The following is a 24,499-nucleotide window of genomic DNA, read 5'->3' on the forward strand; positions in this document are numbered from 1 at the left end:
ATATTCATTAGCTCACATTAAGTAGGTAAAATCACCCAATATTTTCCAAATTGAAACAATTCGTATATTTTGATAGAATTACCTCAATTAAAAGAAATAATCCTTTATATTCCACAATTTATTTCTCTCAAATTGCTCATTCCATGAGCTATCCATTCGTTAGCATTAACGTTTATTTTTTATACCAATTTTAACGACTTATTTTTGTTATTTTGACTTTTTGTAGGAGAGTATGCTTTGGCTTTGTCACGATTTTTACAACAGAACTCCTCGTTTAATCCCTTAGTGATTTGCGTAACGTTACTCATTGTCTTATTGGTGGTCGGCATCACCTTGGTAATGCCTGAGCAGGTCAATATGTTGTTGAATATGGTCAAAAGTAGCATTTTTAAGAACTTCAGTTGGTTTTATATCCTCGGTTTTTCAATTTTTTTATTCTTTTTGTTGACCTTATCCATCAGCAGTTTTGGCAGTATCAAGTTAGGCATGAATGAGGAAGAAGCGGAATTCGGTTTTTGGGCATGGCTTGCGATGCTATTTGCCGCCGGGATGGGCGTGGGACTGATGTTCTTTGGGGTGACAGAGCCACTCACGCATTATTTATCTTCTATCACTACGGGCGCAAGCGAACATAAACAGCAGGAAGCCCTGTTACATACGGTATTCCATTGGGGGATTCATGCGTGGGCAGTGTATGCGGTTATTGCCTTGGCGTTGGCCTATTTTGCTTTCCGCTATAAATTACCTTTGGCGTTACGTTCTTGCTTTTACCCGCTGTTAAAAGATCGCATTAACGGAAAAATGGGCGATATTATTGATATTTTAGCCTTAATTTCAACGCTCTTTGGAATTATCACTACCCTTGGTTTCGGGTCGGCACAATTGGGCGCAGGCTTAGAACAATTAGGCTGGATTACAGAAAATAGCTTCCTGATTCAAATTGCAATTATTTTTGTCGTCATGGCGATGGCCATGACCTCAGCGATTTCCGGCGTAGGAAAAGGCGTAAAAATATTGAGTGAAATAAACCTCAGTTTGGCACTACTCTTAATGATATTTGTGTTGCTTAGCGGCCCGACACTGTACTTACTTTCCGCCTTTAATGACAATCTCGGTACTTATTTAAGTAATTTACTCCAACTTAGCTTTAAAACCTATGTGTATGAACAGAACAACACCGAATGGTTTAGCGGTTGGACGGTTTTATACTGGGCATGGTGGTGTTCTTGGGCACCATTTGTAGGATTATTTATCGCCCGTATTTCACGCGGTCGTACCATTCGTGAATTTATCTTCGGCGTGTTGGCGGTTCCGTCTCTTTTTTGTGTAATTTGGTTCACTATTTTCGGTGATACCGCTATTTGGATTAACGAGCGTTTGGCTAATGGCGCATTAAGCGAATTAATTAACGTACCGGAAAAACTATTATTTAAATTCCTGAATTACCTACCGCTACCAACTCTCACCGGCTTATTTAGCCTGGTGGTCATCTCGCTGTTTTTCATTACTTCGGCGGATTCGGGTATTTATGTGTTAAACAATATCGCCTCACGGGATAAAAGTTTATCGGCGCCCCGCTGGCAAGCCATTATGTGGGGGTTATTAATGTCCATTGTGGCCATTGTATTGATGCGCTCGGGCGGACTTCCGATATTGCAAACCATGACACTCATTGTGGTACTACCTTTCATGTTATTAATGCTCATCATGTGCGTGAGCTTATGGAAAGGTTTGAATGCCGATCAAAAATACTTCACCACCAAAGTGACGCCGACCAGTGTGTATTGGAGCGGTGAGAATTGGCAAGAACGATTGGAACAGATTCTTAATCAAACCCAAGAACAGGATATTTTGAAATTTCTTAAACGTACCGCACTCCCGGCAATGCGTGAATTGCGTCAGGAACTGATTGGTAAATATGGGTTAAGCGTACATATCAACACCTATTTTGAACAAACCGAACCTGCCGTAGAGTTCATTATTCAGAAAGAATCGCTGCGTGATTTTATGTATGGCATTAAATCCGTGGGGCGCGAGGTGTCCGCACAATTAATTAACGACGATCACCTGCCACATATTCAACACAACATGACCTACGAGCCTTACACCTACTTCTTTGACGGACGGACGGGTTATGACGTGCAATATATGAATAGCTCGGAATTGATTGCCGATATTTTGAAGCAATATGAACGTTATTTGAGTTTATTAGCCGATGTGGGACAAGAATTGATGTCTCATCAGCAAACGGAGCTTGCCGAATAACCTTAAATACAGCAATGCCGTCAATTATGACGGCATTTCTTCTCTTTTCAAGCCAATCGCCTGCGCACAGGCATAGGCAGAACTCCACGCCCACTGGAAATTGTAACCGCCAAGCCAGCCGGCAACGTCCAACACTTCCCCGATAAAATACAAGCCTTGTACTTTATTGCTTTCCATGTTTTTGGAGGAAATGTCATGAGTATCCACGCCCCCCATAGTCACTTCGGCAGTGCGATAACCTTCCGTACCATTCGGTACAAACTGCCAGTGGTGGATTAAATTCACCAAATTTTCTAACCGCACTTTACTTAATTGGGCAATGGCTTCATCTTGTATAAAGCCTTTTTCAAGCCATAACTCCACTAATTTTTTAGGTAATAAACGGCTTAATACGGTTTTTAACTGTAATTTCGGTGAAGATTGGCGCAGTTCGTTTAAATGATGACGAATATCGTTATAAGGCAATAAATTAAGATGAATGCTTTCACCCGGTTGCCAATAGTTGGAAATTTGCAAAATCGCCGGTCCGGATAACCCACGATGAGTAAACAGCATTTGATGGGTAAAGGTTTTGTGTTGATTAGTCGCTGCAACATCTAAGGAAATGCCGGATAACGCGGCATAAAACTTATCGCACTCACGCCAAGTAAAAGGCACTAAACTTGCCCGTGGTGCAATCACATGAATGCCAAATTGCTCAGCGATTTGATAACCCAAAGGCGTTGCGCCCAAGCCCGGCATAGACAAACCGCCGGTAGCAACGACTAAATGAGAGCAATCAAAGGTTTCGCCGTTTGCCACAACAGAAAATCCGTTTTCTGTTTTTGCCACAGCAGAAATACTTTGTCGTAAGGCAATCTCCACGCCGTATTTTTGACATTCCGCTAGTAACATATTGACGATATCTTCCGCGCCGTTATCACAAAACAGCTGACCGAGCTCTTTTTCGTGATAAGGAATGCCATACTCAGCCACTAAACCGATAAAATCCCATTGGGTAAAACGTTTTAAGGCAGATTTCACAAAATGCGGATTTTGGCTGAGATAACGATCTGAAGAAAGCTCTATATTGGTGAAATTACAAAAACCACCGCCGGACATTAAAATTTTTCGCCCAACTTTTTTACCGTTATCTAAAATTCTGACTTTGCCACCGCACTTTGCCAATTGCGCCGCACAAAACAAGCCTGCCGCGCCCGCGCCGATAATCAGCGTTTCAATGGCATGCTGGCTCACTGCAACTCTCCCTTCTGCATAAAATCAACCATTTTCATTTTCTGAATGGTGGCACGACGATCCACCGCAGAGTTGCCTGAATCTAAAATTTGCTGCCAATAATCAAGTGCGGTGGAATAATCGCGCGTTTTGAACGCTTCTGCTGCCAACAACGATAAAGCAGAGACTTCTTTCGGATCTTGTGCTAACGCCTCATCCAAGAATTGTTGAACTTGTGGTGTAATCTGTTGATTTGCCTGAAGATATAATGCCATCGCCATCAAGCCTTGCGTGGTCGGCTTGCGACCATCAATTTTTTCGGCATTGCCATAACAAACAAGAGCGCTATCAAAATCGTTATTCTGCATATACGCGTCACCCAGCGTAATCCAGTTTTCCGCGCTATTCGGATCTTGGCGCAATTTATCCTGAATTTTGCCGATAATCGCCTCGGTTTTATTTTCTTCCGGCGTTTCGAGTTGCTGATTATGTTGTGCAATTTGTTCCTGCTCACCTTGCTGTACGCGAGAAAAGCGTTCCAGAGAAAAATAATACGCGAAAGGAATGACAAGTAATAAAGCGAAAACCAGGAGCGTCGATTTAAGCTCAAATTTGACCGCACTTTTCTCTTTTAAGGATTGAAAGTGCGGTAAATTTTCCGCCTGTTTTTCTGGTTCAAGCGGTGATGAACTGCGACTGGAATACCAAATCAACCCAAATGCTGCCAGCAACAAGCCTACCGGTAATAACCAAAGCAATGCGGTATTCCATTGGAACGGTGGCTTATAATTGACGAAGTTACCAAAACGCGATGTCATGGACTCAATAATTTGCTGGTTCGTTTTGCCTTCATTCACCATGTTATACACCTCAATACGCAAGTCGTAGGCAATAGGTGAATTAGACTCTACTAAGTTTTGGTTTTGACATTGCGGACAACGCAAAGATTTCGCCAATTCCACGGCGCGGGTACGATCCGCTTGGTTATGAAATTCAAAGGTATCCACCATTTCAGCAATGGCATTGACACTGATAAATAAAAAAATTAACGCGAAAAATCGTTTCATGGTTGTAATAGCTGGTTAAGTTGAGGCGCGAAAGTTTTTTGCCAAGTTTCCCGATCTAATAAGCCGGAATGACGATAACGAATAATGCCGTTGGCATCCACTAGATAGGTTTCCGGCGCACCATCTACACCGAGTTTTAACGCCAATTCACCACGGCTATCATCGATGACTAAAGTATAAGGATTGCCCATGTGTTGCAGCATCGCAATACCATTTTGCGGTTTGTCACGATAGTCCACACCCACGATAGGAATCTCTTTTGCTAACTCAAGCAATAATGGGTGTTCTTGCTGACAATAACCGCACCAGCTTCCCCAAATATTGATCAAAAATGGACGCTTCGGAAAATCTTTTGGACTGAGCGTTTGACGATTATCCAATAAATTTGCCTGATAAAATTCAGGCACAGGCTTATCAATTAACGCAGAAGCGATTTTTTTCGGGTCTTGATTCAATCCCGCCAACAATAAAACGCATACTCCAAGTAACAATGCTAATGGCAGGAAGAAAATTACTTTTCTATTCATCGCGTTTTCCTCTTCGCTTCGTCGTCAGTACAGAACACAATGCACCCAATGCCATCAATACACCACCGAACCACAACCAACGAATCAACGGTTTGTAATGTAACCGGAAAGTAAACTCACCTTTGCCAAGCGGATCGCCCATCACAACATACAAATCACCCAAAATTCCCCCCGCAAGTCCCACTTCACTCATGGTCATGGTGCGTACATCATAATAACGGCGTTCCGGTTGTAAATCGGCATACGGCTTGCCGTTTTCCGTCACGCTAAAGGTCGCCACTTCAGCCGTAAAATTTGGTCCGATTTCATTGGAAAACCGTTCGTATTGAAAATTAAAGGCACCAAGTTGTTGGCTTTGTTGTGGCGATAAACGTACACCAATTTCACTACCGAAATAACTGCTCATGACGGCGCCCATCGTTGCAATGGCCACACCGCTATGTGCAAAAATCATCGCATAGTGAGAAAGACCTAACTTACGCCAGTTTTGCCATAATGTTGCCAATAACAACCAAATCGCTAAGGTTAGTAGGAAATAGGCTGTCCATTTAAACTGTAACGCAGCGTCATTTTGCATAAAGTGGTGAATGGCCAAATAGGAAAGCAACAAAGACGGCAACAATAACACGGCACGGTTTAATAAAATGCGTTTATCCGCTTTTGCCCAATGCAAGCCGAGGGAAATCACCATGGCAATTAACACTAACACAATCAGCGGAAGGAAAATACTGTTGAAATAAGGAGCACCAACAGAAATAGAACCCCAATTCATGGCTTGGAATAACATTGGATAGAAAGTGCCGAGAAACGTGCTGACGGTCGCGATGCTCAATAAAACATTCAAAAAAAGCACCGCACTTTCTTTGGAAAGCAACTTTAATTTCACAGGTTGTTGCTGCATATTCGCTTTGAAAGCAAACAAACCGAGCGCCCCGACAGCCAACAGGAAGAAAATCACAAGCAATGCCGTACCACGCTGGCTATCGACTGCGAAAGCATGTACAGAAGTCAATGCACCTGAGCGCACAATAAAGGTGCCGAGCACACTGAAAGCGAATGCTAACAGTGAGAAAAGCGTTGTCCAATAATTAAAGATGCCCCGTTTTTCACTGACAATTAAACTATGTAACAGCGCTAAGCCTAATAACCAAGGCATTAATGACGCGTTTTCTACCGGGTCCCAGAACCACCAACCACCCCAGCCAAGTTCGTAATATGCCCACCATGCCCCTAGCACAATACCTAATGTTAAAAACAACCAAGAGACCAATACCCAAACCCGCATCACGCGGGCAATTTGGCTTTCTAAATGTTGATGCAACAATGCAGTAATACTCAACGCAAAATTCACTGCAAAACCAACATAACCGAGATACAACAACGGCGGATGAAAAATCAGCCCCACATCCTGCAACATCGGGTTCAGATCACGTCCTTCCAACGGTGCGGGAAAGAGACGTCCATACGGATTAGAAAAGAAAACGATAAAGACAGCAAAGCTAAAACAAATTAAGCCTAAAATCACCAAACTCTGCGCCACAAAAGTGCGGTCATTTTTTCGATTAAATAATGCAAACAGCACAACCCAAACAGAAAGTGAAAATAACCAAAACAACATGGAGCCTTCATGCCCGCCCCAAGTTGCCGCAATTTTGAAGAAAGTCGGCAATTGAGAATTCGAATGGGCCGCGACATATTCCAACGTAAAATCATCCACCGCAAAGGAATACGCCAAAATAGAAATGGCGGCTAACGTAAATAAGCCGAAGCAATAGCTTAATCCCCAAGCTAATTGGGTCAATGCGGGCTTACGAAACCAAAGCCCGAGTTGTGGAACGACCGCGAGAAGAAGCGCGCTCATCATAGCGAGAAGAAGAGAGATAAAGCCTAGTTCGGGGATCATAAAATAATCTCGTGTGTTTTAGGTTGTTATGTTGGTTTTGTGGATGATCACTTCAGGTTTCGCCTGCATTTTATACCTCCTCTTTAACAAAGAAGAGGCTAGGAGGAGATTTTGACGATATTGAATAACCTATAAGGTTGAAATCACTTCTGCCAAATCTCCCCTTCCCCTCTTTGCTAAAGAGGGGAAAGTTAGATAAAAACGTTTAAAATTTTAACCGCACTTTACTCGCAGAAAGAACAAATCAGGTTCCCTTCTTTGCCGCCTTTGTGGAGTTGAATTTGTAGGAAATTTTCGCTTTGTTTGAACCGCCCAGGTGGCGAGTTCGAAAATTTCCGTGAAGCAAATTCAATGGAACAAAGGACAAAATGCAACGCATTTTGAGCGTTGGCATAGCCAACGCCCCCGAAGGGGTGAGCAAGTCAGCTATGCTGAGTTGCGAATAAACAAGGCAAAGCAGGGTTGCCTTCTTTTCATTACTTTTCTTTGGCAAAGCAAAGAAAAGTAACGACAAACAAAAAGGCGTATTTTACTACGCCTTTTAGTATAAATAAAAACCTTTATCACGCTACGGTCATCTGTCCTGCGTACAAAATAAAGTACCGCAAACACAATACCCCAATTAAGTCGAAAATCGACACTAGGATGATAAAGTTCTTGTTGAATTTCCAACGATCACTAACAAACATATTAGCAACCAGTGGGATTAAGATACCGATAAAGAATACCCCAATCCAGAAGACCGCGCCCCAGAAACCGGATAACGCATTCTCTAATGCAACGACTTTTTGACCGCCACCGAAGTAAAGTCCAACGAAGAAACATACTAATAAACCAAGCTCGGTAACCATAATCGGCACTTCAAATTTATGAATGAAGTGAGATTCATGGGAATCACCTTTTAATTTACCTGCAATAAGGATAAATAAGAAGGTGGCTGCGATACCTGATGATGTACCGGAGGCTAGGAATAGCGCCGGTAATACCGGGTTATTCAACATCGGGTAACTAATCAACGCGGAAAGTAAGAAGCCGGTATAAGCCCCTAACACGGCAGCTAAAACGAATAGGATAACCTCACATGCACCAACCAAGCGTTCAAACGCACCAATCCATTTCACTAAGAAACCTAATTTTGGCATGAAACGGTTGAGCAAGGCAGCAATATCATCTTTGAAGATCACTGCGCACCATAACACGAGGAAGAGCATATACACTTGGAATAACATAACCCCCATAGACATCACGGAATTAAATTGATAGTTAAACATCAATTTCCAGAATGTCCAAGGACGCGCCAAGTGGAAAATCAACAAGGTTAAACCGATTAATGTCGGCACACTCCCCAATACGGCAGCGGCACGAATAATCCAGTTTTTGTTTGGATTTTCAAGTTTGTTACTACGTTTATACGCAATCGCTAATTGTACCGCACCGGAAGAAATACCAAGTAAGAACAAGTAGATAGCGATTGTTGAATCCCACACCAAGTTAGGTGTGTGAAACGGAACAGGATAATCTAATGTCATCTTCTTGGTTCTCCGTGTTGGAATGGAATATGGTAAAGATTCGGTTGTGTACCTAATTCCACTTTCGTGCGGTAAACAGGACTTTGTTTTACCTTGCGTGCCACTGCGCTTGTCGGATCATTCATATCACCAAAGGTTAATGCTTTGGTTGGACAGGCTTCTACACAAGCCGGTTGTTTACCAGCTGCTAAGTTTGTATCACGACAGAAGTTACATTTATCTGCAGTACGGTGTACCGGATGAATGAAACGTACGCGATATGGACAGACGGCAATGCAATATTGGCAACCGACGCAAAGATCTTTATTCACATCCACGATACCGGTTTCAGGATCGATGAATGATGCCCCGGTTGGACAAACTGCCACACAAGGTGCATTCGTACAATGTTGGCAAGATTGACGGAAAAACTCGTACTCTTGATTCGGGAATTCCCCATAAGGTTCGCTACGTAGGATTTCCAAACGTGAAACGCCTTCAGGCACGTGGTTAGTTTCACGACAAGCATCCATACACGCAGTACAGCCGATACACGCAGTTTCATCGTGCACCATCGCGTAGCGTTTCGGTTTATCCGCCTTTTCCTCTTTCGCTAAAGAGGTCACTGATATTCCCGTCATAAGGATCAACGCCCCCATGCCGGAAACAAAGTTTCGGCGTGAGCAAGTTGTCATTGTTTATCCTTTTGTTCGGTTGATTGGGTTTGTTCTTTTTGTGCTTTACGTTTTTGTTGTTCACCATGGCAATCCACACAAAGTTTCACACGATTTTTCGGTGCAATACCTTTCATCGCATCATCTTTCGGGTGTAATGTGTGGCAACTTGCACAAGGCAATTTCATTGCATGAACATCATGCGCCCAAAGTTTTTCACGAAGTTTGTCCGGTTGGTGACAAGAGAAACAGACTTGGTTTTGTTCTTGTGCGCTATACATCGGTTTTTTCTCACCGAAAATATCGCCGTCAAAACGCATCACGTCTTTTGCACCACGACGGTGATCTTCAGAAATATTGCCATGACAGTTCACACAATTAATTGGTTTACCGTTATTCGGATTTTTCTGATTTAAGTGCGCACCATGAAACTTACCGAAGTGTAATTCACCACCGGATTGATCCAAGGTTTGATTTTTATCGACTTTGTCGAATTTATGGCATTTAGCACAATATTGGTTTGGATCGCGTTGATTATCCAATTGCGGTTCGTAAGTAAACTTGTCCGCTGCAGACGGCTGACCTTCTGCTTGTGCGAGCATCGGTGCGGCGACCAATACTGCAAGCAATGTAAGGGCTTTTGCCGGTTTGCGGAATAGAGACGTTAAATTCATTCTGATTACCTCAAATTTGTTTTTGAAAATGACCGCACTTTTATAAAGTGCACAAAAGTGCGGTACGTTTTTCTATTGTTTTGTTGCGGAATCTTCAGCTAATTTGCCATTGGCTTTAGCTTCTTTAACCCATTGAGGTACAACAGTTTCTAAGAATTCTTTTTTCGCTTTACGTTCTTTCTCAATATCAATACCCATGACTTTCCATGCTTTTTCTGCAGTAGAAATATCAGGTACTTCAACCGGAGTTTTCACGCCATGTTTAGTTAAGATTGTGGCAAGTTTAGTACGAGCATCAGCAGCTTTGTCTAAACCAGAACCTAACACGCGAAGCATGACATCAGGTGCGTGCATGTGACCACCGTGGCTTGCTGCTGAGTAATCCCAACGCCATTGTGCGTGGCGGATATCCATTAAAGCCGATTCCATTTCTTCTTTTGTTGCGCCGGCATCCCATGCGGCTTTCGCTTCAAAGTGGGCACGAACAACTTGATCTTCTAAACGACCCATGATGTCTTTCACTTCTTTCTTACGAGAGGCAACAATGTCTTTTAACTTCTCTTTGCTTTGATCGTGACAGTTCGCACAAGTGGTATCAAAGGCATCAAATGGGTTTTGGATTTGGTGATCGGTGTAAACTTTACCGTCCGCACCTTGCACTTTAGGCATATGGCAGTCGATACAAGTTACGCCGTTTTTACCGTGCATACCTAAAGACCAGATTTCAAAGTCAGGGTGTTGTGCTTTTAACATTGGTGCTTTAGAAAGAGAGTGAGTCCAGTCGGTGAAACCGATGTCATCGTAGTATTTTTCGATGTCATCTACAGTTTGACCGTTGTTCCAAGGGAAGGTCACTTGTTTTAGATCGCCTGCGAAATAGTACTCAACGTGACAGTTAGCACAAATTTCAGCGCGTTTTTCAGTACGTGCTGCTGTATTGAAACTTAAATCTACTTGCTCTTTGCCTGCAGCTTTCGCTTTGGCTTGAAGCGCATTATTTAGATGATCCAAAGCACGAAGTACGTGTGGACGAGCAATACGTAATGCCGGTTTGCCTTCAGCAAAGTCTTTAGAGGTCGTATCGTGACAGTCGGCACAACCGATTGAGTTTACAATTTCTGCGCCGCCTTTAGCCCATTTAGCACCAAAGTAGCCATCTTCACCCCATTCCGCGATTAAACGTGGAACGTCCGGACCTTTACACGTCCAACACGCCATTGGTTGTGGGCCATCGTTTGCTGTTTTTGGTGCGCCAGTACGTAAAATATCGCGTACGTCTTTGACCGCATAAGCGTGACCACGAGGTGCGTTATACTCTTTCGCAAACGCATAGCCGCCCCATAATACGATAAGACGTGGGTTTTGCTCATCTGCATAGATGATTTTGTCGCCTTTTTCAGTCGCTTTCCACGAATTGAATTGACTAGGATATTTCTCAGCGAATTTTTCATTCACCGCTTCGATTTTTAAATTAGGGTTAGGGGCTTCTACAGGTTGCTCCAATGGTTTATAAACCAATTCTGCCATGGCCGAGTTAAACACGCCAAAAGCGACGAAAGAAGCTGCCACAATCAGGCTTTTTCTCAATGCGTTCACGATAATCACTCCAGTAAAGTTAAATGCTTCTGAAAAATAGAAGGTTATAAAGGCCTACCACCATAGTGTTAATAATGAGAATTTTTATCATTAAAAACAATATGATATAAGACTAAAAAAGTCTAAATAACGGCTGTACCATATCTAAATAACTGCATTTTCTCTATGGGTATTTAACGTTTCTTTGCGTTTGATCAATTTTTTAAATTTAACTGATTATTTTGTGATAGTTTTGTTAGGTAGGTTAATACAATGGAAATTTTTATATACCTATTTATGAGTATATTATCGTAATTTTGTTCAAGTCAAAAAGAATAAATTACAGTTAACAATTTTTAGGTATAAACACCCCAAAATATGTAACATAAAAAGCGGAAAAGAAAAATGGCAAAGGCTAAATTTCATCAACTGAAATTTAGCCTTCTACTAATAAAACACACAAAAAGTGCGGTCAAAAAATAAAATGTTTTTTATTATCAATACCAACCACGGTAATAACCGAAACTAGGTTCCACAATAACGCTTGGTTGACGCTTATAATAAACCTTCATTTTTGGCGTCGAATCACTGGCATCCAAAACATTATCTGTAGGCTTCGGATTCACAACTTTATATTTTGCAGAAACCGTATTACCACTATGAACTTTTGCCTGATAAGCATTCACTGCCTGCATATCTAAAGGAGCATTATTTGTTGTTTGTTTCGGTGAAGTGCACGCACTCAAAAATAAAGTGACACACACAATGGAGAGTAATTTTTGCATAATTGCCTTCTACTTATTTACACACTACGTTAGATAAAATCTCTTTGTTTTTCTTTAATTTTTTATTCAGCAAAGTTTTGCCATTGCGTTGTTCTTCCGACTTAACCTCACGATCTAAATTCGGATCCTGAATATTAAATACCGGTGCATATTGCACATTTTGCGGCTCTACACCGGAAGACACCGTTGCGCCGATAATGCTAGCATAATATTGTTGCTTGCTTTTATCCAAATAATAGGTCGTCGAATCAGTAAATGCTACGCCTTCCTTAGATTTAAAACCATAACAAATTCCGGCACCTGACTCAAACACCGAATGTGAGTCTTTATTTTCTTTAATTTCAAATACTTCAAATGAAATACTTTTGCCTAATTCGCTCACATCTGCCGTATTACTTGGATCTAATTTTTTATTATTGGTTTTATTAATAAAGGTCGTTTTTCCTTTTTCATTATTATCGGAAAAGGAAAAATATTGTTCTGACGTACCTGCTTGTCTTGATTGGTTAGATTGCTCAGCAACTTTTTTAGTGACACCCTCTTCCGAAATATGCATACTCCAAGAGTCAGCAAGGGTAACATGAGAACAAAAGATAAACGCCAACCCTACAGTAAGTTTTTTTAAAATCATGATAAAGACCTCTTAAAGCATAATAGCCAAGTAAAAACAAATAATAGAATTGTATAAATCTCAACTAGCAAATTATCAGGATCGCAGAAAAAAGTAAATTATCTTCCCATCAATTCATCCATTCAGATTGACTTACAAGGTACATTAATTTTAATGAAAAAATCCACCGCACTTTAAAATATCATTATCTGAAATACCAAATGGCGTAATTCATTGACGTTACGCGTCGCTATTTATCCTTACTAGGTGTGATTTGTTGACGTTTTTCCTGCTCTTGCGCATCTAACGCATCACGTGCAGAGCGAATACTGCGTTCAATAACCGGCACACGCTGATCATCTTTCGGCAACAGTTTTAACATCATCGCCCAAGTCACTGCCGCCATTTTATAATCTTCCGTTTCAAAATAGCTGAAAGCCAACAAACTTAATGCATCAATATTGGTATGATCCTCACGAATCACTTCACGCAGTAAATTACTTCCTTTTAATTTATCTGTTGTATCTTCAGAGAACATCAAAATACGGGCATAGGCCAACTTATATAAATTATTTTTCGGATCTAATTTATTGGCACGGGCAAAGCTATCTAAGGACATTTGCGGTTTATCCAAATTCAAACCGATTTGTCCTAACAACCACCAATTTTTTGCATTATTCGGATCTTTTTGTAAATCTAAGCGTAACGCCGTAGCAAACTGTTGCATTTCGCTTTCGCTTAACGGATTGGTCTCCTCCGTTTGCATACGTTCAAAAAAGTGCGGTAATTTTTCAACGGATTTTTCTAACATGATTTCCGTCTGCCAAGCGCCCACCGAAAAATAGGCGGGAACAGCGATAATACCTAAAGCCAATAAACCGGACACAAACCACAATTTGCCGTAATTTTTGTCCTCGTTGATTTGCTCGGCTGCTTGTTGGGGGATGTCTTCCAATAACGATTGTTGTAGCTCCACCTTGAGCTGTTCGGCATTTTCTAACAAACCTTGTTTTTCATCACGCTCAATTTCTTTTAAACGTTCAAAATAAAAGGCTTTGTTTAAAGTATCTCGTTGCACCGACGGTTTTTGCACATTTTTTTTCAACAACGGAAAGAAGCAAACCAAGGCAGCCATGAGCGTTAAGGTGAGAATGCTTAACCATAAACTCATTTGTCATTCTCCTTGTTTAATAAGTCGTTTAAACGCTGCTGTTCCTCTTCGCTTAACGATGTTGTTGTGAGACTTTCATGTTTTGTTGCCGTAGAAATAGGTTGCGGGTGCTTACGACGAAAAACCAATAACATGCCTAATAAAATTAAGACAATCGGCGCGCCCCAAAGAATCACTGTTGCCGGCGTTAGTGGCGGATCGTAGGTCACAAAATTACCATATCGTTCAATCATATACTGCACCACATCTTCTCTGGACTTACCCTCTTGGAGTAATTCAAATACTTTGCCACGCATATCTACCGCGATAGTCGCATTAGAATCGGCAATGTTATTATTTTGACATTGTGGGCAGCGTAACTCTTGGGTTAAAGAATGATAGTCGTCTTCCTGCTGCGGCGAACTAAAATTCAACGCATCAATAGCGCCGGATGCGGTAACGCTAAATAAAAGCGCGGTAGAAAATAAAAGTGTTTTTTTCATCAGTGCGCCCCAACTAATTTTTGATAAATCGGTTGTAGTTTTTCCTGCCAAACCCGCTCGTTTACATCACCGGCATAGCGATAATGAATTACACCTTTGCCGTCCACAATAAAGGTTTCCGGTGCGCCGTACACGCCTAAATCTAAGGCAAAAGATCCTTTTTCATCTTTCAACACCACTTGATAAGGATTTCCTAAATCATGTAACCATTTAACAGCTTTTTCACTGTTATCTTTATAATCTAAACCAATAATCGGCACGCCTTGTTTGGCGAGATGATTCAAATATTGATGTTCCGCATAACAGGTCGGGCACCATGTTGCCCACACATTCAGCAGAAGTGGTTTACCTTGTTTAAACAAGCTTTCGTCAAATGTTTTCGTTGATAATAAATCCGTCAACGTTTTCGCGGGTACCGGTTTACCTACCAAAGCGGACTCCAAAGTTTTTGGATCATCGCCTTGTGCATTGCGTTGTAATTGCACTAGAAAAGCAGTGACTAACGCAAAAAAAACAATTAATGGAAGATATAATTTCTTTTTCATTGAAATACTCTACTCAGTCTGCGCAGATTGACTACGCAGCTTCTTTTTTCTCTAAGATTTTGCTAAACCGATAACGACGGTCGAACATACACAATAAACCACCCAGCGCCATAAACAGACCACCTAGCCAAATCCAACGGATAAACGGTTTGTAATATAAGCGTAACGCCCAAGCATTGTTATCTAATTTTTCACCTAGGGCGACATATAAATCACGGGTAAAGCCCCAATCAATGGCCGCTTCGGTCATCGGCATTTTACTAACGGTATAAAGACGTTTTTCGGCAAACAATGTCGCTTCCGGTTGACCATGCCGGGTAATATCAATTTGCGCTTTACCGCCAATATAGTTAGGCCCGTTAGCATCGCTAATGCCCTTGAACGTGAAATGATAATCGGCAATTTGCACCGAATCACCCACATTCATTCGTACATCACGTTCAACGCTGTAATTTTGGCTAAAGGCAATGCCCCAAACTGTCATAGCAACACCCAAATGCGCCAAGACCATGCCCCAGTGGGAGCGGGACAATTTCGTGATACCTTGTAAGAAACTGTCGCGGTGCGTTGCCCGTTGGTGCATTTCATAAAGACTAAGCAATACAATAATTACTGTCATCATGGTACCTAATACCGCGCTGACAGTAATCTTGTCTTGTAATAAATACGGCAAAGCAAAGCCTGCAATTAACATGATAATGACGCTCACCACAACCGGAGTGCGAATGGCAGAGAACTGATCACGGCGCCATTTCACCAATGGCCCAATTCCCAATAACAAGGCAAACGGCGTCATAATAATCAGGAACATTTGATCAAAGAACGGCGCACCAATGGAAATTGACCCTAACCCCAATTGCTTATGCACAAGCGGCAACAATGTGCCGAGCAAGACCACACAAAGTGCGGTCATTAATAAAATATTATTTAGTAACAATAGGCTTTCGCGGGAATAACGTTCCGCATTATCGCGTGAACGAATTTGACTGCCTTTGTAGGCATATAAAGTTAGTGAGCCACCAATCACCACGATTAAATAGGCTAAGACATATAAGCCGCGGGTTGGATCGGAAGCAAACGCGTGCACGGAAACCAAAATCCCCGAACGCACCAAAAAGGTACCGAGCAAACACAAGGAAAAAGCCAAGATAGCGAGAAGCACCGTCCAAGCTTTAAAGGAGCCGCGTTTTTCCGTTACAGCCAAAGAATGCAATAATGCGGTTCCCGCTAACCACGGCATGAAAGAGGCGTTTTCTACCGGATCCCAGAACCACCAGCCGCCCCAGCCTAATTCGTAATATGCCCACCAAGACCCCAAAACGATACCTAAGGTGAGGAAGATCCACGCAGCCATCGTCCAAGGGCGAGACCAACGCGCCCAAGCAGTATCTAACTTACCGGTCATTAAAGAGGCGATGGAAAAAGCAAACGCTACGGAAAAACCTACATACCCCATATATAACAACGGCGGGTGGAAAATTAAGCCGACATCTTGCAATAACGGATTCAGTTCTTTGCCATCCACCGGAAAATCAGGGAAAGTACGGGCAAACGGATTCGAAGTAAATAACACGAAAAGCAGGAAACCGATGCTGATAATGCCCATGATGCCCAGTACACGGGCGGCAGCTTCTTGCGGTAAACGCTTACTGAATAATGCAACTGCCGCGCTCCACAAGGATAATAACCAAATCCATAACAGCAAAGAGCCTTCATGAGAACCCCAAACTGCGGATAAGCGGTAATAAATCGGCAACGTAGTGTTCGAGTTGTTGACCACATATTGCACGCTGAAATCATTAACGGCGAATAAATAAAATAACGCGCTGAAAGACACGCTTAATACGATGAATAAACCGTAAGTCATTGGGCGCGCCAATGCCATGAGCTGCGCATTACCTTTTTCTGCCCCCCACAACGGGAAAATGGCCAACAGTACGGCGATTGCCAAACTCAAAGCAAGCGCATAATTTCCTAATTCTGCAATCATTAACGACCTTCTTGTCCTTTGGCTTGACGATCACGCTCACTCTCGCCTTTCAGATCAGAAACGCCCATCGGTTTATGAACTTTTTGCATTTGTTTTTCTAAATCCGGCGGTACATAGTTTTCATCATGTTTTGCCAACACTTCGGTGGCTTCCAATAATGTCGGTTCTTTTAACACACCTTGTGCCACAATGCCTTGTCCTTCGCGGAATAGATCCGGCAAGATGCCTTCATATTCAACACTGATAGACGGGCCGATATCATTTAAATCAAACCGCACTTTCAAACTTTTCGGATCGCGTTGTACCGTACCGGCCACTACCATGCCGCCGACACGAATACGCTGGCCCACTTCCGGTTTTAAATCGGCTTTATCCTCTTTGCCGTAAACCACTTCTGATGGGGTATAAAATAAATCGATATTTTGGCGCAACGCATATAATACCAATGTTGTTGCAATCACCACGCCTGCCAACACTAAAATAATAATAGATAAACGGGATTTGCGTCTTGGATTCATAGCGTCTCTCCTTTTTGTTGTACTTGTTGTAGGCGGGATTCTCGCTGTTGCTCACGTTTAACGGATTTTAACACCGCACTTTTCCCCATTAGACTTTGAATGATTAACGCCACGATGGCTATAAAACTTAAACCATAAGACAGCCACACATAAAAACCGTAGCCGCCCATATGAATTAAATCACTCCAACTTTGAAAGAACATATTCCCTCTCCCCAATTAATTAATTTTTTCCGCCAACGCCTTAACCCAAGGGCGTTTACTATCTTCTTTTAATAACTCTGTACGATAACGCACTAAGGTTAGCCAAATATATAAAGTCATAAAACCAAAGATACATAAAATTAGCGGAATCAACATTGGTGTTGCAATTGACGGGCGTTCCAATTTGGTAATACTTGCCCCTTGATGCAGAGTATTCCACCATTCCACCGAGAAATGGATAATCGGTAGATTTACCACGCCAACCACGCATAACACGCTCGCCGCTTTTGCCCCCACATTACGATCTTGAAAAGCGGAATAAATGGCTAATACGCCTAAATATAAGAAAAATAGAATTAATTCAGCCGTTAAACGGGCATCCCAAACCCACCAAGTCCCCCACATCGGCTTGCCCCAAATGGCACCGGTAATCAATGCCAAGAAGGTAAATAATGCGCCAATCGGTGCCATGGCAATCATGGCTAACTGAGCATGTTTAATTTGCCATACTAAGGCAACCAATGCCGCTACCGCCATGGAACCATAAATCCCCATAGACCAAATGGCCGTCGGCACATGCACATACATAATGCGGAAGCTATTACCCTGTTGATAATCCGCAGGCGCAAAGGCAAGTCCCCAAACGATGCCTACGCCTAATAAAAGTGCGGTCAGAATCGCAAAAGAAGGGCTGAATTTACCGCACAATTGATATTGTGTTTCTGATTTTGCATAAGGATGCAACCACTTCCACATAGATAATCCTCTATTGATCTAAACTAATGCGTAATGCCGTGGCGATAGCGAACGGCGATAATGTCATCACACCCGCCAAAATAGCGCCTAAAATAGCCAATTGCCCGCTATAGGGCAGGTTCAATCCTGCCGCATCCAACACGGAAGCAGAGAAAATCAGCACGGGAATAAACAACGGCACGACTAATAAACTCAATAATACACCGCCTTTGCGCAAGCCCACCGTTAACGCCACACCAATGGCACCAAGGCAACTCAACACCGGTGTGCCTAATAATAATGTCAGCACCAACGCCCACCAAATTGATATTTCCAATGACAGCAATAATGCCGCGATAGGCGACAACAAAATCAGCGGCAACCCTGTCAATAGCCAATGAGCCAATACTTTGGCCAGTGCCGTTAAAACCAAAGGTTGTGAGGTGAGCATTAACTGCTCTAAAGAACCATCGATATAATCATCACGAAATAATCGTTCAAAGGACAGCAACGCAGACAACAATGCTGCTACCCAAGCCACGCCCGGCGCAATACGTGATAGCAATTTCGGATCCGGCCCAATCACCAACGGGAATAACGTAATTACAATAAGGAAAAACCAGAGCGGATTTAAAATTTCCGCTTGTTTGCGCATGGCAATTTGTAATTCGCGTTTAATAATATTCCAAAAGATCATGCCGTCACTCTGCACATTTAAACTGTTCTAAATTAATTTTTTTCAATTGTGCACTCGGCACTTCTTGGTGGCTGGTTAAGATCACAATGCCGCCTCGTTGTGCGTGTTGCTCAAAAAGTGCGGTTAAAACCGCCACGCCTTTTTTATCAATGGCGTTAAAAGGTTCATCTAAAATCCACAACGGAGCTTCCGATAACCACAAACGCGCCAAGGCAATACGTTTTTGCTGCCCGGCAGAAAGCTGTACGGCAGGGATGTCTTCACGTCCCAACAACCCAACGGTTTGCAGCACATTCCACAGAATCTCGTCCCCTTGACGGCAATGGCTGATCTGCTGATAAAAACGCAGATTCTCCCACGCGTTTAATTCCGGTTTAATTCCGCTCTGATGCCCTAAATATAACAAATCATAATTAAAGGCTTCGCGCTGCTTAAAAATCTCTTCAGAATTCCACCGCACTTTGCCCTCTAACGGTATGGCAAGCCCGGCAACAATACGTAGCAAACTGGTTTTTCCAATGCCGTTATGTCCTTCAATTTGCACAAAATCGCCCGCCTGAATTTGTAAATTCAAGTGATGAAATAGCACTTTATCGCCACGTTGGCAGGCCAGATTTTCGATAATTAATTGATGATGCATAACTCAATGAAGATAGACTTATTTTTTGCGGGGCATTCTATCATAAGGAAATTGAATGACGTAGTTAAGAAGGGATTAAATCACATAACTCTTTAGCGGTAGTTTAACCTCTTTTTGACTTAGAACAAGTTTAACCCTTCGTTACGAATACGAATAACTCTCATAAATCGGCAAAACCTTGATATAACTGAGTTAATCAATCGGTTATTAGCGGCTTTTAACTGTTAAAAAGTAGTAGCAAACCACTGCAATAACGGAGCAAATCACCATGGCTAATAACATCGGTACAGCAGAATTTGTCGGCAATAAGGAAACCAAGGAGCCGACGCTTGCACCAATACCAAACCGCACGCTACCAACCATAGAGTTCGCCGAACCGGCGGCATTAGGGAATTTTTCCAAAATAGACGCCATGGAATTGGAGGAAATCAACGGGTTTTGCCCCACAAAAACAGCAACCCCTAAGGCCATCGGCCAAAAGCCTAAATCGAATAACACCACCAGTAACAACCAAGCCGCCGCCAAAAATTGGACGCCTAACCCACAACGCAACATGGTTTCCGCCCCAAGCTTGGCAACTAAACGCCCGTTTAAGAACGAACTTAAGGTCATAATGCCAATGTTCAACATAAAGAAGTAACCGAAATTTTCAGGCTTAATGCCATAAATGCCGATATACACAATGGAACCTGCCGTGACGAAAGCAAACAACCCGCCAAAGGCAAAAGACGTGGAAAACATATAGCCCAACACCGGTTTTTGCTTCCATAACGCCATAAAATTACGGGCAATGATGTTTAATCGTAAAGGAATGCGTTTTTCTTTACGATGGGTTTCCGGCACGATAAAAAAGACTAATAAAATACTGAGAAAGCCAATTCCCGCAATCACATAAAAAATGGCGTGCCAATGGAAGAAATAAACAATGTAACCGCCAATTATTGGCGCTACCAACGGCGCAACCATAAACACCAAGCTGATGGTTGACATGATTTTGGAGAGTTCGTTTTTATCAAACAAATCACGCAACAACGCACCTACCAACACTACCGGCGATGCACCAAAAAAGCCCTGGATAAAACGAAGTGCGGTGAAATTTCCAATTGAATGTATTTGCGTCAAAATCAACGCGGCAAAAGCAGCAATTACCACGCCTAACAAAATAATCGGCTTACGCCCAAAACTGTCGCCGAACGGCCCCCAAAATAATTGCCCTAGCGCCAAGCCATACGCAAACGATGTTAACGTATGTTGCACCTGATCGTTCGTTACTTGAAAATCCTGCGCAATATTCAAAAATGCCGGCAAGTACATATCCACTGCCAGCGGAGGCAACATAGACAAAATGCCTAACGCAACGACAAAAAGAAAACCGGTCTGTCTCGTTTTATCAGTATTCAATGGATTATTCTCCGTTAAAATAAGCGACTTCTTCTGCCGTTAAGGCACGATATTCGCCTTCCTCCAAGCTATCATCAAGCACCAATGCACCGATTTTCCAACGATGCAATCCGACAACTTTATTACCCAACGCGGCAAACATCCGTTTAACCTGATGGTAACGTCCTTCACTAATGGTTAAATTGACGTTGTAATCATCTAAAATTTCAAGTGTAGCAGGTTTGGTCGGTTCTTTCTCACCGCGCAATAAAATACCTTCGGCACAAGCCTGCACATAATTAGCTTCAACAGGATCCGCCAAAGTCACTAAATAGGTTTTCTCACAATGGAATTTTGGTGATGTAATTCGGTGTGACCACTGCCCGTCATCAGTCAACAACACTAACCCCGTAGTATCTACATCCAACCGCCCTGCACCATGCAATTTTCCGGCCAACGGATAATCGAAGAACTGATAAATTGTCGGATAATCACCGTCTTCATGAGAACAAATATAACCTTGTGGCTTGTTTAGCATAATATACTGTCCTTCCGCCACCCAAGCCAACCGCTCACCATCATAACAAATCTCATCATCCGGGCCGACTTTTGCCGCCCCGCTCTTCTCAATTTTACCGTTAATAGTGACCGCACTTTGACGCAACACTTTTGTTGCCTGCGAACGGGTTAAACCGGTTGTTTCCGCTAAAAATTTATCTAAGCGCATAGAAATCCCTTATAAAAATTATAGGGCATTATATCGCTAATTTTGCTGCTCTGCCCGCGGAAAAACACAGCAAAAAATAACCGCACTTTATTAGAACGTAATCAAAGAACTTTTTCATGCTGCAAAAAAATTGTTAATAATGTGTGAAGTGTCACAGAATTCTTTTTAATTTTAATTATAATGCTCGCCACTTTTCTCAATTTAGTTATTCAAAAGAGGATATTTTTATGGATGAACAACTTAAAAAAGCAGCTCTCGATTTCCACGAATTTCCGATTCCGGGAAAAATTGAAGTTACCCCAACCAAATCGCTTGCCACGCAACGCGATTTAGCCTTGGCTTACTCGCCGGGTGTTGCGGCGCCATGTTTAGCCATTCAGGCAGACCCGGCCGACTCCTATAAATATACCTCTCGCGGCAATTTAGTTGCGGTAATTTCTAACGGTACGGCGGTGCTTGGTTTAGGGAATATCGGTGCGCTTGCCGGAAAACCGGTCATGGAAGGAAAAGGCGTTTTATTTAAGAAATTTGCCGGCGTAAACGTATTCGATATTGAAATTAATGAACATGATCCCGACAAATTAGTAGAAATTATCGCCTCATTGGAACCGACTTTCGGTGGGATTAACTTAGAAGATATCAAAGCACCGGAATGTTTTTACATTGAACAAAAATTGCGCGAAAGAATGAAAATTCCGGTCTTCCACGATGACCAACACGGCACAGCGATTATTTCTGCCGCAGCGGTGCTAAACGGCTTACGCATTGTTGATAAAAAAATTGAAAACGTGAAACTCGTTGCCTCCGGTGCCGGTGCGGCTTCTATCGCTTGCTTGAATTTGTTGGTTTCCCTTGGCATGAAACGGGAAAATATTACCGTATGTGATTCAAAAGGTGTGATCTACAAAAATCGCGATGATCGCATGGATGAAACCAAAAAACTGTATGCGATCGATGATAACGGCAAACGCACGTTAGCCGAGGTCATTCCGAATGCCGATATTTTCTTGGGTTGTTCCGCTGCGGGCGCGTTAACGCAAGAGATGGTTAAAACCATGGCGGCACATCCGTTAATTTTGGCACTCGCCAACCCGGAACCGGAAATCTTACCGCCATTGGCAAAAGAAGCCCGTCCGGATGCCATTGTGTGTACCGGCCGCTCCGACTACCCAAACCAAGTCAACAACGTACTTTGCTTCCCGTTCATTTTCCGTGGTGCATTGGATGTCAGCGCCACCACCATTAACGAGGAAATGAAACTTGCTGCGGTGCGCGCTATTGCCGACTTAGCCTTAGCAGAGCAAAGCGATGTCGTTACCTCCGCTTACGGTGACAGCGAATTGTCTTTCGGCCCGGAATACATTATTCCAAAACCATTCGATCCGCGTTTGATTGTGCGTATCGCCCCTGCCGTCGCGAAAGCGGCGATAGATTCCGGCGTAGCAACCCGTCCGATCGAAGATTTTGATGCTTATATCGAGCAACTCACCCAGTTCGTATATAAAACCAACTTGTTTATGAAACCGGTGTTTGCACAAGCCAAACAAGATAAAAAACGCGTGCTATTAACCGATGGCGAAGAAACCCGAATTTTACATGCTGTACAAGAAATCTCGACCTTAGGCATCGCTTATCCGATTTTACTCGGTCGCCCAAGCGTGATTGAACAACGCATTAAAAAACTTGGGTTACACATTAAAGAAGGCCGTGATTTCGAGTTAATTAACATCGAAAACGATCCCCGTTACCAAGAATGTTGCAAAACTTACTACGACATGCTTAAACGCGCGGGCGTAACGCCGGACATTGCCAAACGTGAAATGTTTAACAACCCAACGGCTATCGGTGCCGTGTTGTTGCATTTAGGTCACGCCGACGCCATGTTGTGTGGTTTAGTGGGACACTACGCCACTCACTTAAAAACCCTGAAAAACGTGATTGGCTTGCAAGAGGGAGTACATACTGCCGCGACCGTTAATGGCTTAGTGCTACCGGCCGGCAACCTATTTCTTGCCGATACCTTCGTGAACAATGATCCGACAGCGGAAGAATTAGCGGAAATTACGCTAATGACGGCGAAAGAAGTGAGTCTATTTGGTATTGAACCGCAAATTGCGTTAATTTCACACTCAAACTATGGCAGTAACAACAGCCCAAGTGCGGTCAAAATGCGCAACGTTTTAACCTTAGTAAAAGAAAAAGCACCTGAACTCTCCATTGATGGCGAAATGCACTGTGATGTTGCCTTATCCCAACGCTTACGCGATGACGTTATGCCTGACAGCCCATTAAAAGGCGCAGCAAACGTGTTGGTGATGCCAAATATGGAAGCGGCGCGTATCAGCTTAAATCTATTACAAGGCACCGCAACACCAATCACCGTCGGCCCAATTTTAATGGGCTTGAATAAATCGGCGCATATTTTGACTTCTGTCGCTTCAGTTCGTCGTATCATTAATATGGTGGCGATTGCCGCAGTAAAAGCACAATAATTGCCCCTGGCAGAAAATAAAGAAGATGGCTAGTTGCCATCTTCTTTTTTATTAACCAATCACAGCCTTTAATGATCTTAATCAATTTTCGTGCTATGATTTAGACCGTTTTTTAA

Annotated in this window: 23 protein-coding genes; 2 read left to right on the forward strand and 21 right to left on the reverse strand. The window is 42.7% G+C overall.

Annotation, left to right across the window (positions count from 1 at the left end; all coding sequences use genetic code 11):
- The first annotated feature begins 237 nt into the window (after positions 1 to 237).
- Complete coding sequence (locus DK428_RS02625; protein WP_109064250.1) at positions 238 to 2,265, forward strand: BCCT family transporter; 2,028 nt, start codon at positions 238 to 240, stop codon at positions 2,263 to 2,265.
- Positions 2,266 to 2,289: 24 nt separating this feature from the next.
- Here DK428_RS02625 and DK428_RS02630 read toward each other — a convergent pair whose 3' ends face one another.
- The 21 genes from DK428_RS02630 to rsuA all read right to left on the reverse strand — a co-directional run bounded on the left by DK428_RS02630 (position 2,290) and on the right by rsuA (position 21,891).
- Positions 2,290 to 3,501 (reverse strand): BaiN/RdsA family NAD(P)/FAD-dependent oxidoreductase, encoded by a 1,212-nt coding sequence (locus tag DK428_RS02630; protein ID WP_109064251.1) that lies wholly within the window; start codon positions 3,499 to 3,501, stop codon positions 2,290 to 2,292.
- Positions 3,498 to 4,547: a heme lyase NrfEFG subunit NrfF gene (gene nrfF / locus DK428_RS02635; protein ID WP_109064252.1), complete on the reverse strand. Its 1,050-nt coding sequence runs from the start codon at positions 4,545 to 4,547 to the stop codon at positions 3,498 to 3,500. The genes DK428_RS02630 and nrfF overlap by 4 nt, the downstream gene beginning before the upstream one ends.
- Positions 4,544 to 5,074, reverse strand: a complete 531-nt coding sequence (locus DK428_RS02640; protein ID WP_109064253.1) for a DsbE family thiol:disulfide interchange protein — start codon at positions 5,072 to 5,074, stop codon at positions 4,544 to 4,546. Before DK428_RS02640 ends, nrfF begins: the two co-directional genes overlap by 4 nt.
- Positions 5,067 to 6,977: a heme lyase NrfEFG subunit NrfE gene (nrfE, locus tag DK428_RS02645; protein ID WP_109064254.1), complete on the reverse strand. Its 1,911-nt coding sequence runs from the start codon at positions 6,975 to 6,977 to the stop codon at positions 5,067 to 5,069. Before nrfE ends, DK428_RS02640 begins: the two co-directional genes overlap by 8 nt.
- A gap of 563 nt (positions 6,978 to 7,540) precedes the next feature.
- A complete protein-coding gene (nrfD, locus tag DK428_RS02650) occupies positions 7,541 to 8,506 on the reverse strand; it encodes a cytochrome c nitrite reductase subunit NrfD (RefSeq protein WP_109064255.1) in 966 nt (321 codons plus the stop codon).
- Entirely contained in the window at positions 8,503 to 9,180 is a 678-nt protein-coding gene (nrfC, locus tag DK428_RS02655) for a cytochrome c nitrite reductase Fe-S protein (protein ID WP_109064256.1), read from the reverse strand. The genes nrfD and nrfC overlap by 4 nt, the downstream gene beginning before the upstream one ends.
- Positions 9,177 to 9,833, reverse strand: a complete 657-nt coding sequence (nrfB, locus tag DK428_RS02660) for a cytochrome c nitrite reductase pentaheme subunit (protein ID WP_109064257.1) — start codon at positions 9,831 to 9,833, stop codon at positions 9,177 to 9,179. Before nrfB ends, nrfC begins: the two co-directional genes overlap by 4 nt.
- Before the next feature lie 72 nt (positions 9,834 to 9,905).
- On the reverse strand, positions 9,906 to 11,429 hold the full coding sequence (nrfA, locus tag DK428_RS02665) for an ammonia-forming nitrite reductase cytochrome c552 subunit (protein ID WP_204352440.1): 1,524 nt from the start codon (positions 11,427 to 11,429) through the stop codon (positions 9,906 to 9,908).
- 476 nt (positions 11,430 to 11,905) lie between these two features.
- A complete protein-coding gene (locus DK428_RS02670) occupies positions 11,906 to 12,193 on the reverse strand; it encodes a DUF5018 domain-containing protein (RefSeq protein ID WP_109064259.1) in 288 nt (95 codons plus the stop codon).
- A gap of 13 nt (positions 12,194 to 12,206) precedes the next feature.
- Positions 12,207 to 12,824 (reverse strand): DUF8095 domain-containing protein, encoded by a 618-nt coding sequence (locus tag DK428_RS02675; protein ID WP_109064260.1) that lies wholly within the window; start codon positions 12,822 to 12,824, stop codon positions 12,207 to 12,209.
- A 229-nt stretch (positions 12,825 to 13,053) separates the two neighbouring features.
- Entirely contained in the window at positions 13,054 to 13,974 is a 921-nt protein-coding gene (ccmI, locus tag DK428_RS02680; RefSeq protein WP_109064261.1) for a c-type cytochrome biogenesis protein CcmI, read from the reverse strand.
- The gene (locus DK428_RS02685; RefSeq protein ID WP_109064262.1) at positions 13,971 to 14,456 is read right to left on the reverse strand and encodes a cytochrome c-type biogenesis protein; all 486 of its coding nucleotides are present in this window, start codon (positions 14,454 to 14,456) and stop codon (positions 13,971 to 13,973) included. Before DK428_RS02685 ends, ccmI begins: the two co-directional genes overlap by 4 nt.
- Entirely contained in the window at positions 14,456 to 15,001 is a 546-nt protein-coding gene (locus tag DK428_RS02690) for a DsbE family thiol:disulfide interchange protein (protein ID WP_109064263.1), read from the reverse strand. The genes DK428_RS02685 and DK428_RS02690 overlap by 1 nt, the downstream gene beginning before the upstream one ends.
- 31 nt (positions 15,002 to 15,032) lie before the next feature.
- Positions 15,033 to 16,991 carry a heme lyase CcmF/NrfE family subunit gene (locus DK428_RS02695; protein ID WP_109064264.1) on the reverse strand — a complete coding sequence of 653 codons (1,959 nt, stop codon included), beginning with the start codon at positions 16,989 to 16,991 and terminating at the stop codon, positions 15,033 to 15,035.
- Positions 16,991 to 17,509: a cytochrome c maturation protein CcmE gene (ccmE, locus tag DK428_RS02700; RefSeq protein WP_050693156.1), complete on the reverse strand. Its 519-nt coding sequence runs from the start codon at positions 17,507 to 17,509 to the stop codon at positions 16,991 to 16,993. Before ccmE ends, DK428_RS02695 begins: the two co-directional genes overlap by 1 nt.
- Complete coding sequence (gene ccmD, locus DK428_RS02705; protein WP_005701619.1) at positions 17,506 to 17,712, reverse strand: heme exporter protein CcmD; 207 nt, start codon at positions 17,710 to 17,712, stop codon at positions 17,506 to 17,508. Before ccmD ends, ccmE begins: the two co-directional genes overlap by 4 nt.
- Positions 17,713 to 17,727: 15 nt before the next feature.
- Positions 17,728 to 18,468 carry a heme ABC transporter permease gene (locus DK428_RS02710; RefSeq protein WP_005701621.1) on the reverse strand — a complete coding sequence of 247 codons (741 nt, stop codon included), beginning with the start codon at positions 18,466 to 18,468 and terminating at the stop codon, positions 17,728 to 17,730.
- Positions 18,469 to 18,478: 10 nt separating this feature from the next.
- Positions 18,479 to 19,144 carry a heme exporter protein CcmB gene (ccmB, locus tag DK428_RS02715; RefSeq protein WP_005701623.1) on the reverse strand — a complete coding sequence of 222 codons (666 nt, stop codon included), beginning with the start codon at positions 19,142 to 19,144 and terminating at the stop codon, positions 18,479 to 18,481.
- Positions 19,145 to 19,148: 4 nt separating this feature from the next.
- Positions 19,149 to 19,784: a cytochrome c biogenesis heme-transporting ATPase CcmA gene (gene ccmA / locus DK428_RS02720; RefSeq protein WP_109064265.1), complete on the reverse strand. Its 636-nt coding sequence runs from the start codon at positions 19,782 to 19,784 to the stop codon at positions 19,149 to 19,151.
- A 207-nt stretch (positions 19,785 to 19,991) separates the two neighbouring features.
- The gene (locus DK428_RS02725) at positions 19,992 to 21,185 is read right to left on the reverse strand and encodes a Bcr/CflA family multidrug efflux MFS transporter (RefSeq protein ID WP_109064266.1); all 1,194 of its coding nucleotides are present in this window, start codon (positions 21,183 to 21,185) and stop codon (positions 19,992 to 19,994) included.
- A 4-nt stretch (positions 21,186 to 21,189) separates the two neighbouring features.
- The gene (gene rsuA / locus DK428_RS02730; RefSeq protein ID WP_109090009.1) at positions 21,190 to 21,891 is read right to left on the reverse strand and encodes a 16S rRNA pseudouridine(516) synthase RsuA; all 702 of its coding nucleotides are present in this window, start codon (positions 21,889 to 21,891) and stop codon (positions 21,190 to 21,192) included.
- Between the two features lie 227 nt (positions 21,892 to 22,118).
- On the opposite strand from rsuA, the gene DK428_RS02735 reads away from it, so the two are divergent.
- Positions 22,119 to 24,383, forward strand: coding sequence for an NADP-dependent malic enzyme (locus DK428_RS02735; protein WP_109064268.1), 2,265 nt, complete (start codon positions 22,119 to 22,121; stop codon positions 24,381 to 24,383).
- Positions 24,384 to 24,499 lie beyond the last annotated feature (116 nt).

Source organism: Aggregatibacter kilianii (genome assembly GCF_003130255.1).
GTDB lineage: Bacteria > Pseudomonadota > Gammaproteobacteria > Enterobacterales > Pasteurellaceae > Aggregatibacter > Aggregatibacter kilianii.

Bases quoted from the DNA above. Each gene is read 5' to 3' on its own strand.
- DK428_RS02670 (WP_109064259.1), bottom strand. From the start codon at position 12,193: ATGCAAAAATTACTCTCCATTGTGTGTGTCACTTTATTTTTGAGTGCG.
- ccmE (WP_050693156.1), bottom strand. From the start codon at position 17,509: ATGAATCCAAGACGCAAATCCCGTTTATCTATTATTATTTTAGTGTTG.
- ccmD (WP_005701619.1), bottom strand. From the start codon at position 17,712: ATGTTCTTTCAAAGTTGGAGTGATTTAATTCATATGGGCGGCTACGGT.
- DK428_RS02690 (WP_109064263.1), bottom strand. From the start codon at position 15,001: ATGAAAAAGAAATTATATCTTCCATTAATTGTTTTTTTTGCGTTAGTC.
- ccmI (WP_109064261.1), bottom strand. From the start codon at position 13,974: ATGAGTTTATGGTTAAGCATTCTCACCTTAACGCTCATGGCTGCCTTG.
- nrfD (WP_109064255.1), bottom strand. From the start codon at position 8,506: ATGACATTAGATTATCCTGTTCCGTTTCACACACCTAACTTGGTGTGG.
- DK428_RS02685 (WP_109064262.1), bottom strand. From the start codon at position 14,456: ATGAAAAAAACACTTTTATTTTCTACCGCGCTTTTATTTAGCGTTACC.
- rsuA (WP_109090009.1), bottom strand. From the start codon at position 21,891: ATGCGCTTAGATAAATTTTTAGCGGAAACAACCGGTTTAACCCGTTCG.
- ccmB (WP_005701623.1), bottom strand. From the start codon at position 19,144: ATGATCTTTTGGAATATTATTAAACGCGAATTACAAATTGCCATGCGC.
- nrfC (WP_109064256.1), bottom strand. From the start codon at position 9,180: ATGACAACTTGCTCACGCCGAAACTTTGTTTCCGGCATGGGGGCGTTG.
- nrfE (WP_109064254.1), bottom strand. From the start codon at position 6,977: ATGATCCCCGAACTAGGCTTTATCTCTCTTCTTCTCGCTATGATGAGC.
- DK428_RS02640 (WP_109064253.1), bottom strand. From the start codon at position 5,074: ATGAATAGAAAAGTAATTTTCTTCCTGCCATTAGCATTGTTACTTGGA.
- nrfF (WP_109064252.1), bottom strand. From the start codon at position 4,547: ATGAAACGATTTTTCGCGTTAATTTTTTTATTTATCAGTGTCAATGCC.
- nrfB (WP_109064257.1), bottom strand. From the start codon at position 9,833: ATGAATTTAACGTCTCTATTCCGCAAACCGGCAAAAGCCCTTACATTG.
- DK428_RS02735 (WP_109064268.1), top strand. From the start codon at position 22,119: ATGGATGAACAACTTAAAAAAGCAGCTCTCGATTTCCACGAATTTCCG.
- DK428_RS02710 (WP_005701621.1), bottom strand. From the start codon at position 18,468: ATGTGGAAGTGGTTGCATCCTTATGCAAAATCAGAAACACAATATCAA.
- DK428_RS02675 (WP_109064260.1), bottom strand. From the start codon at position 12,824: ATGATTTTAAAAAAACTTACTGTAGGGTTGGCGTTTATCTTTTGTTCT.
- DK428_RS02695 (WP_109064264.1), bottom strand. From the start codon at position 16,991: ATGATTGCAGAATTAGGAAATTATGCGCTTGCTTTGAGTTTGGCAATC.
- ccmA (WP_109064265.1), bottom strand. From the start codon at position 19,784: ATGCATCATCAATTAATTATCGAAAATCTGGCCTGCCAACGTGGCGAT.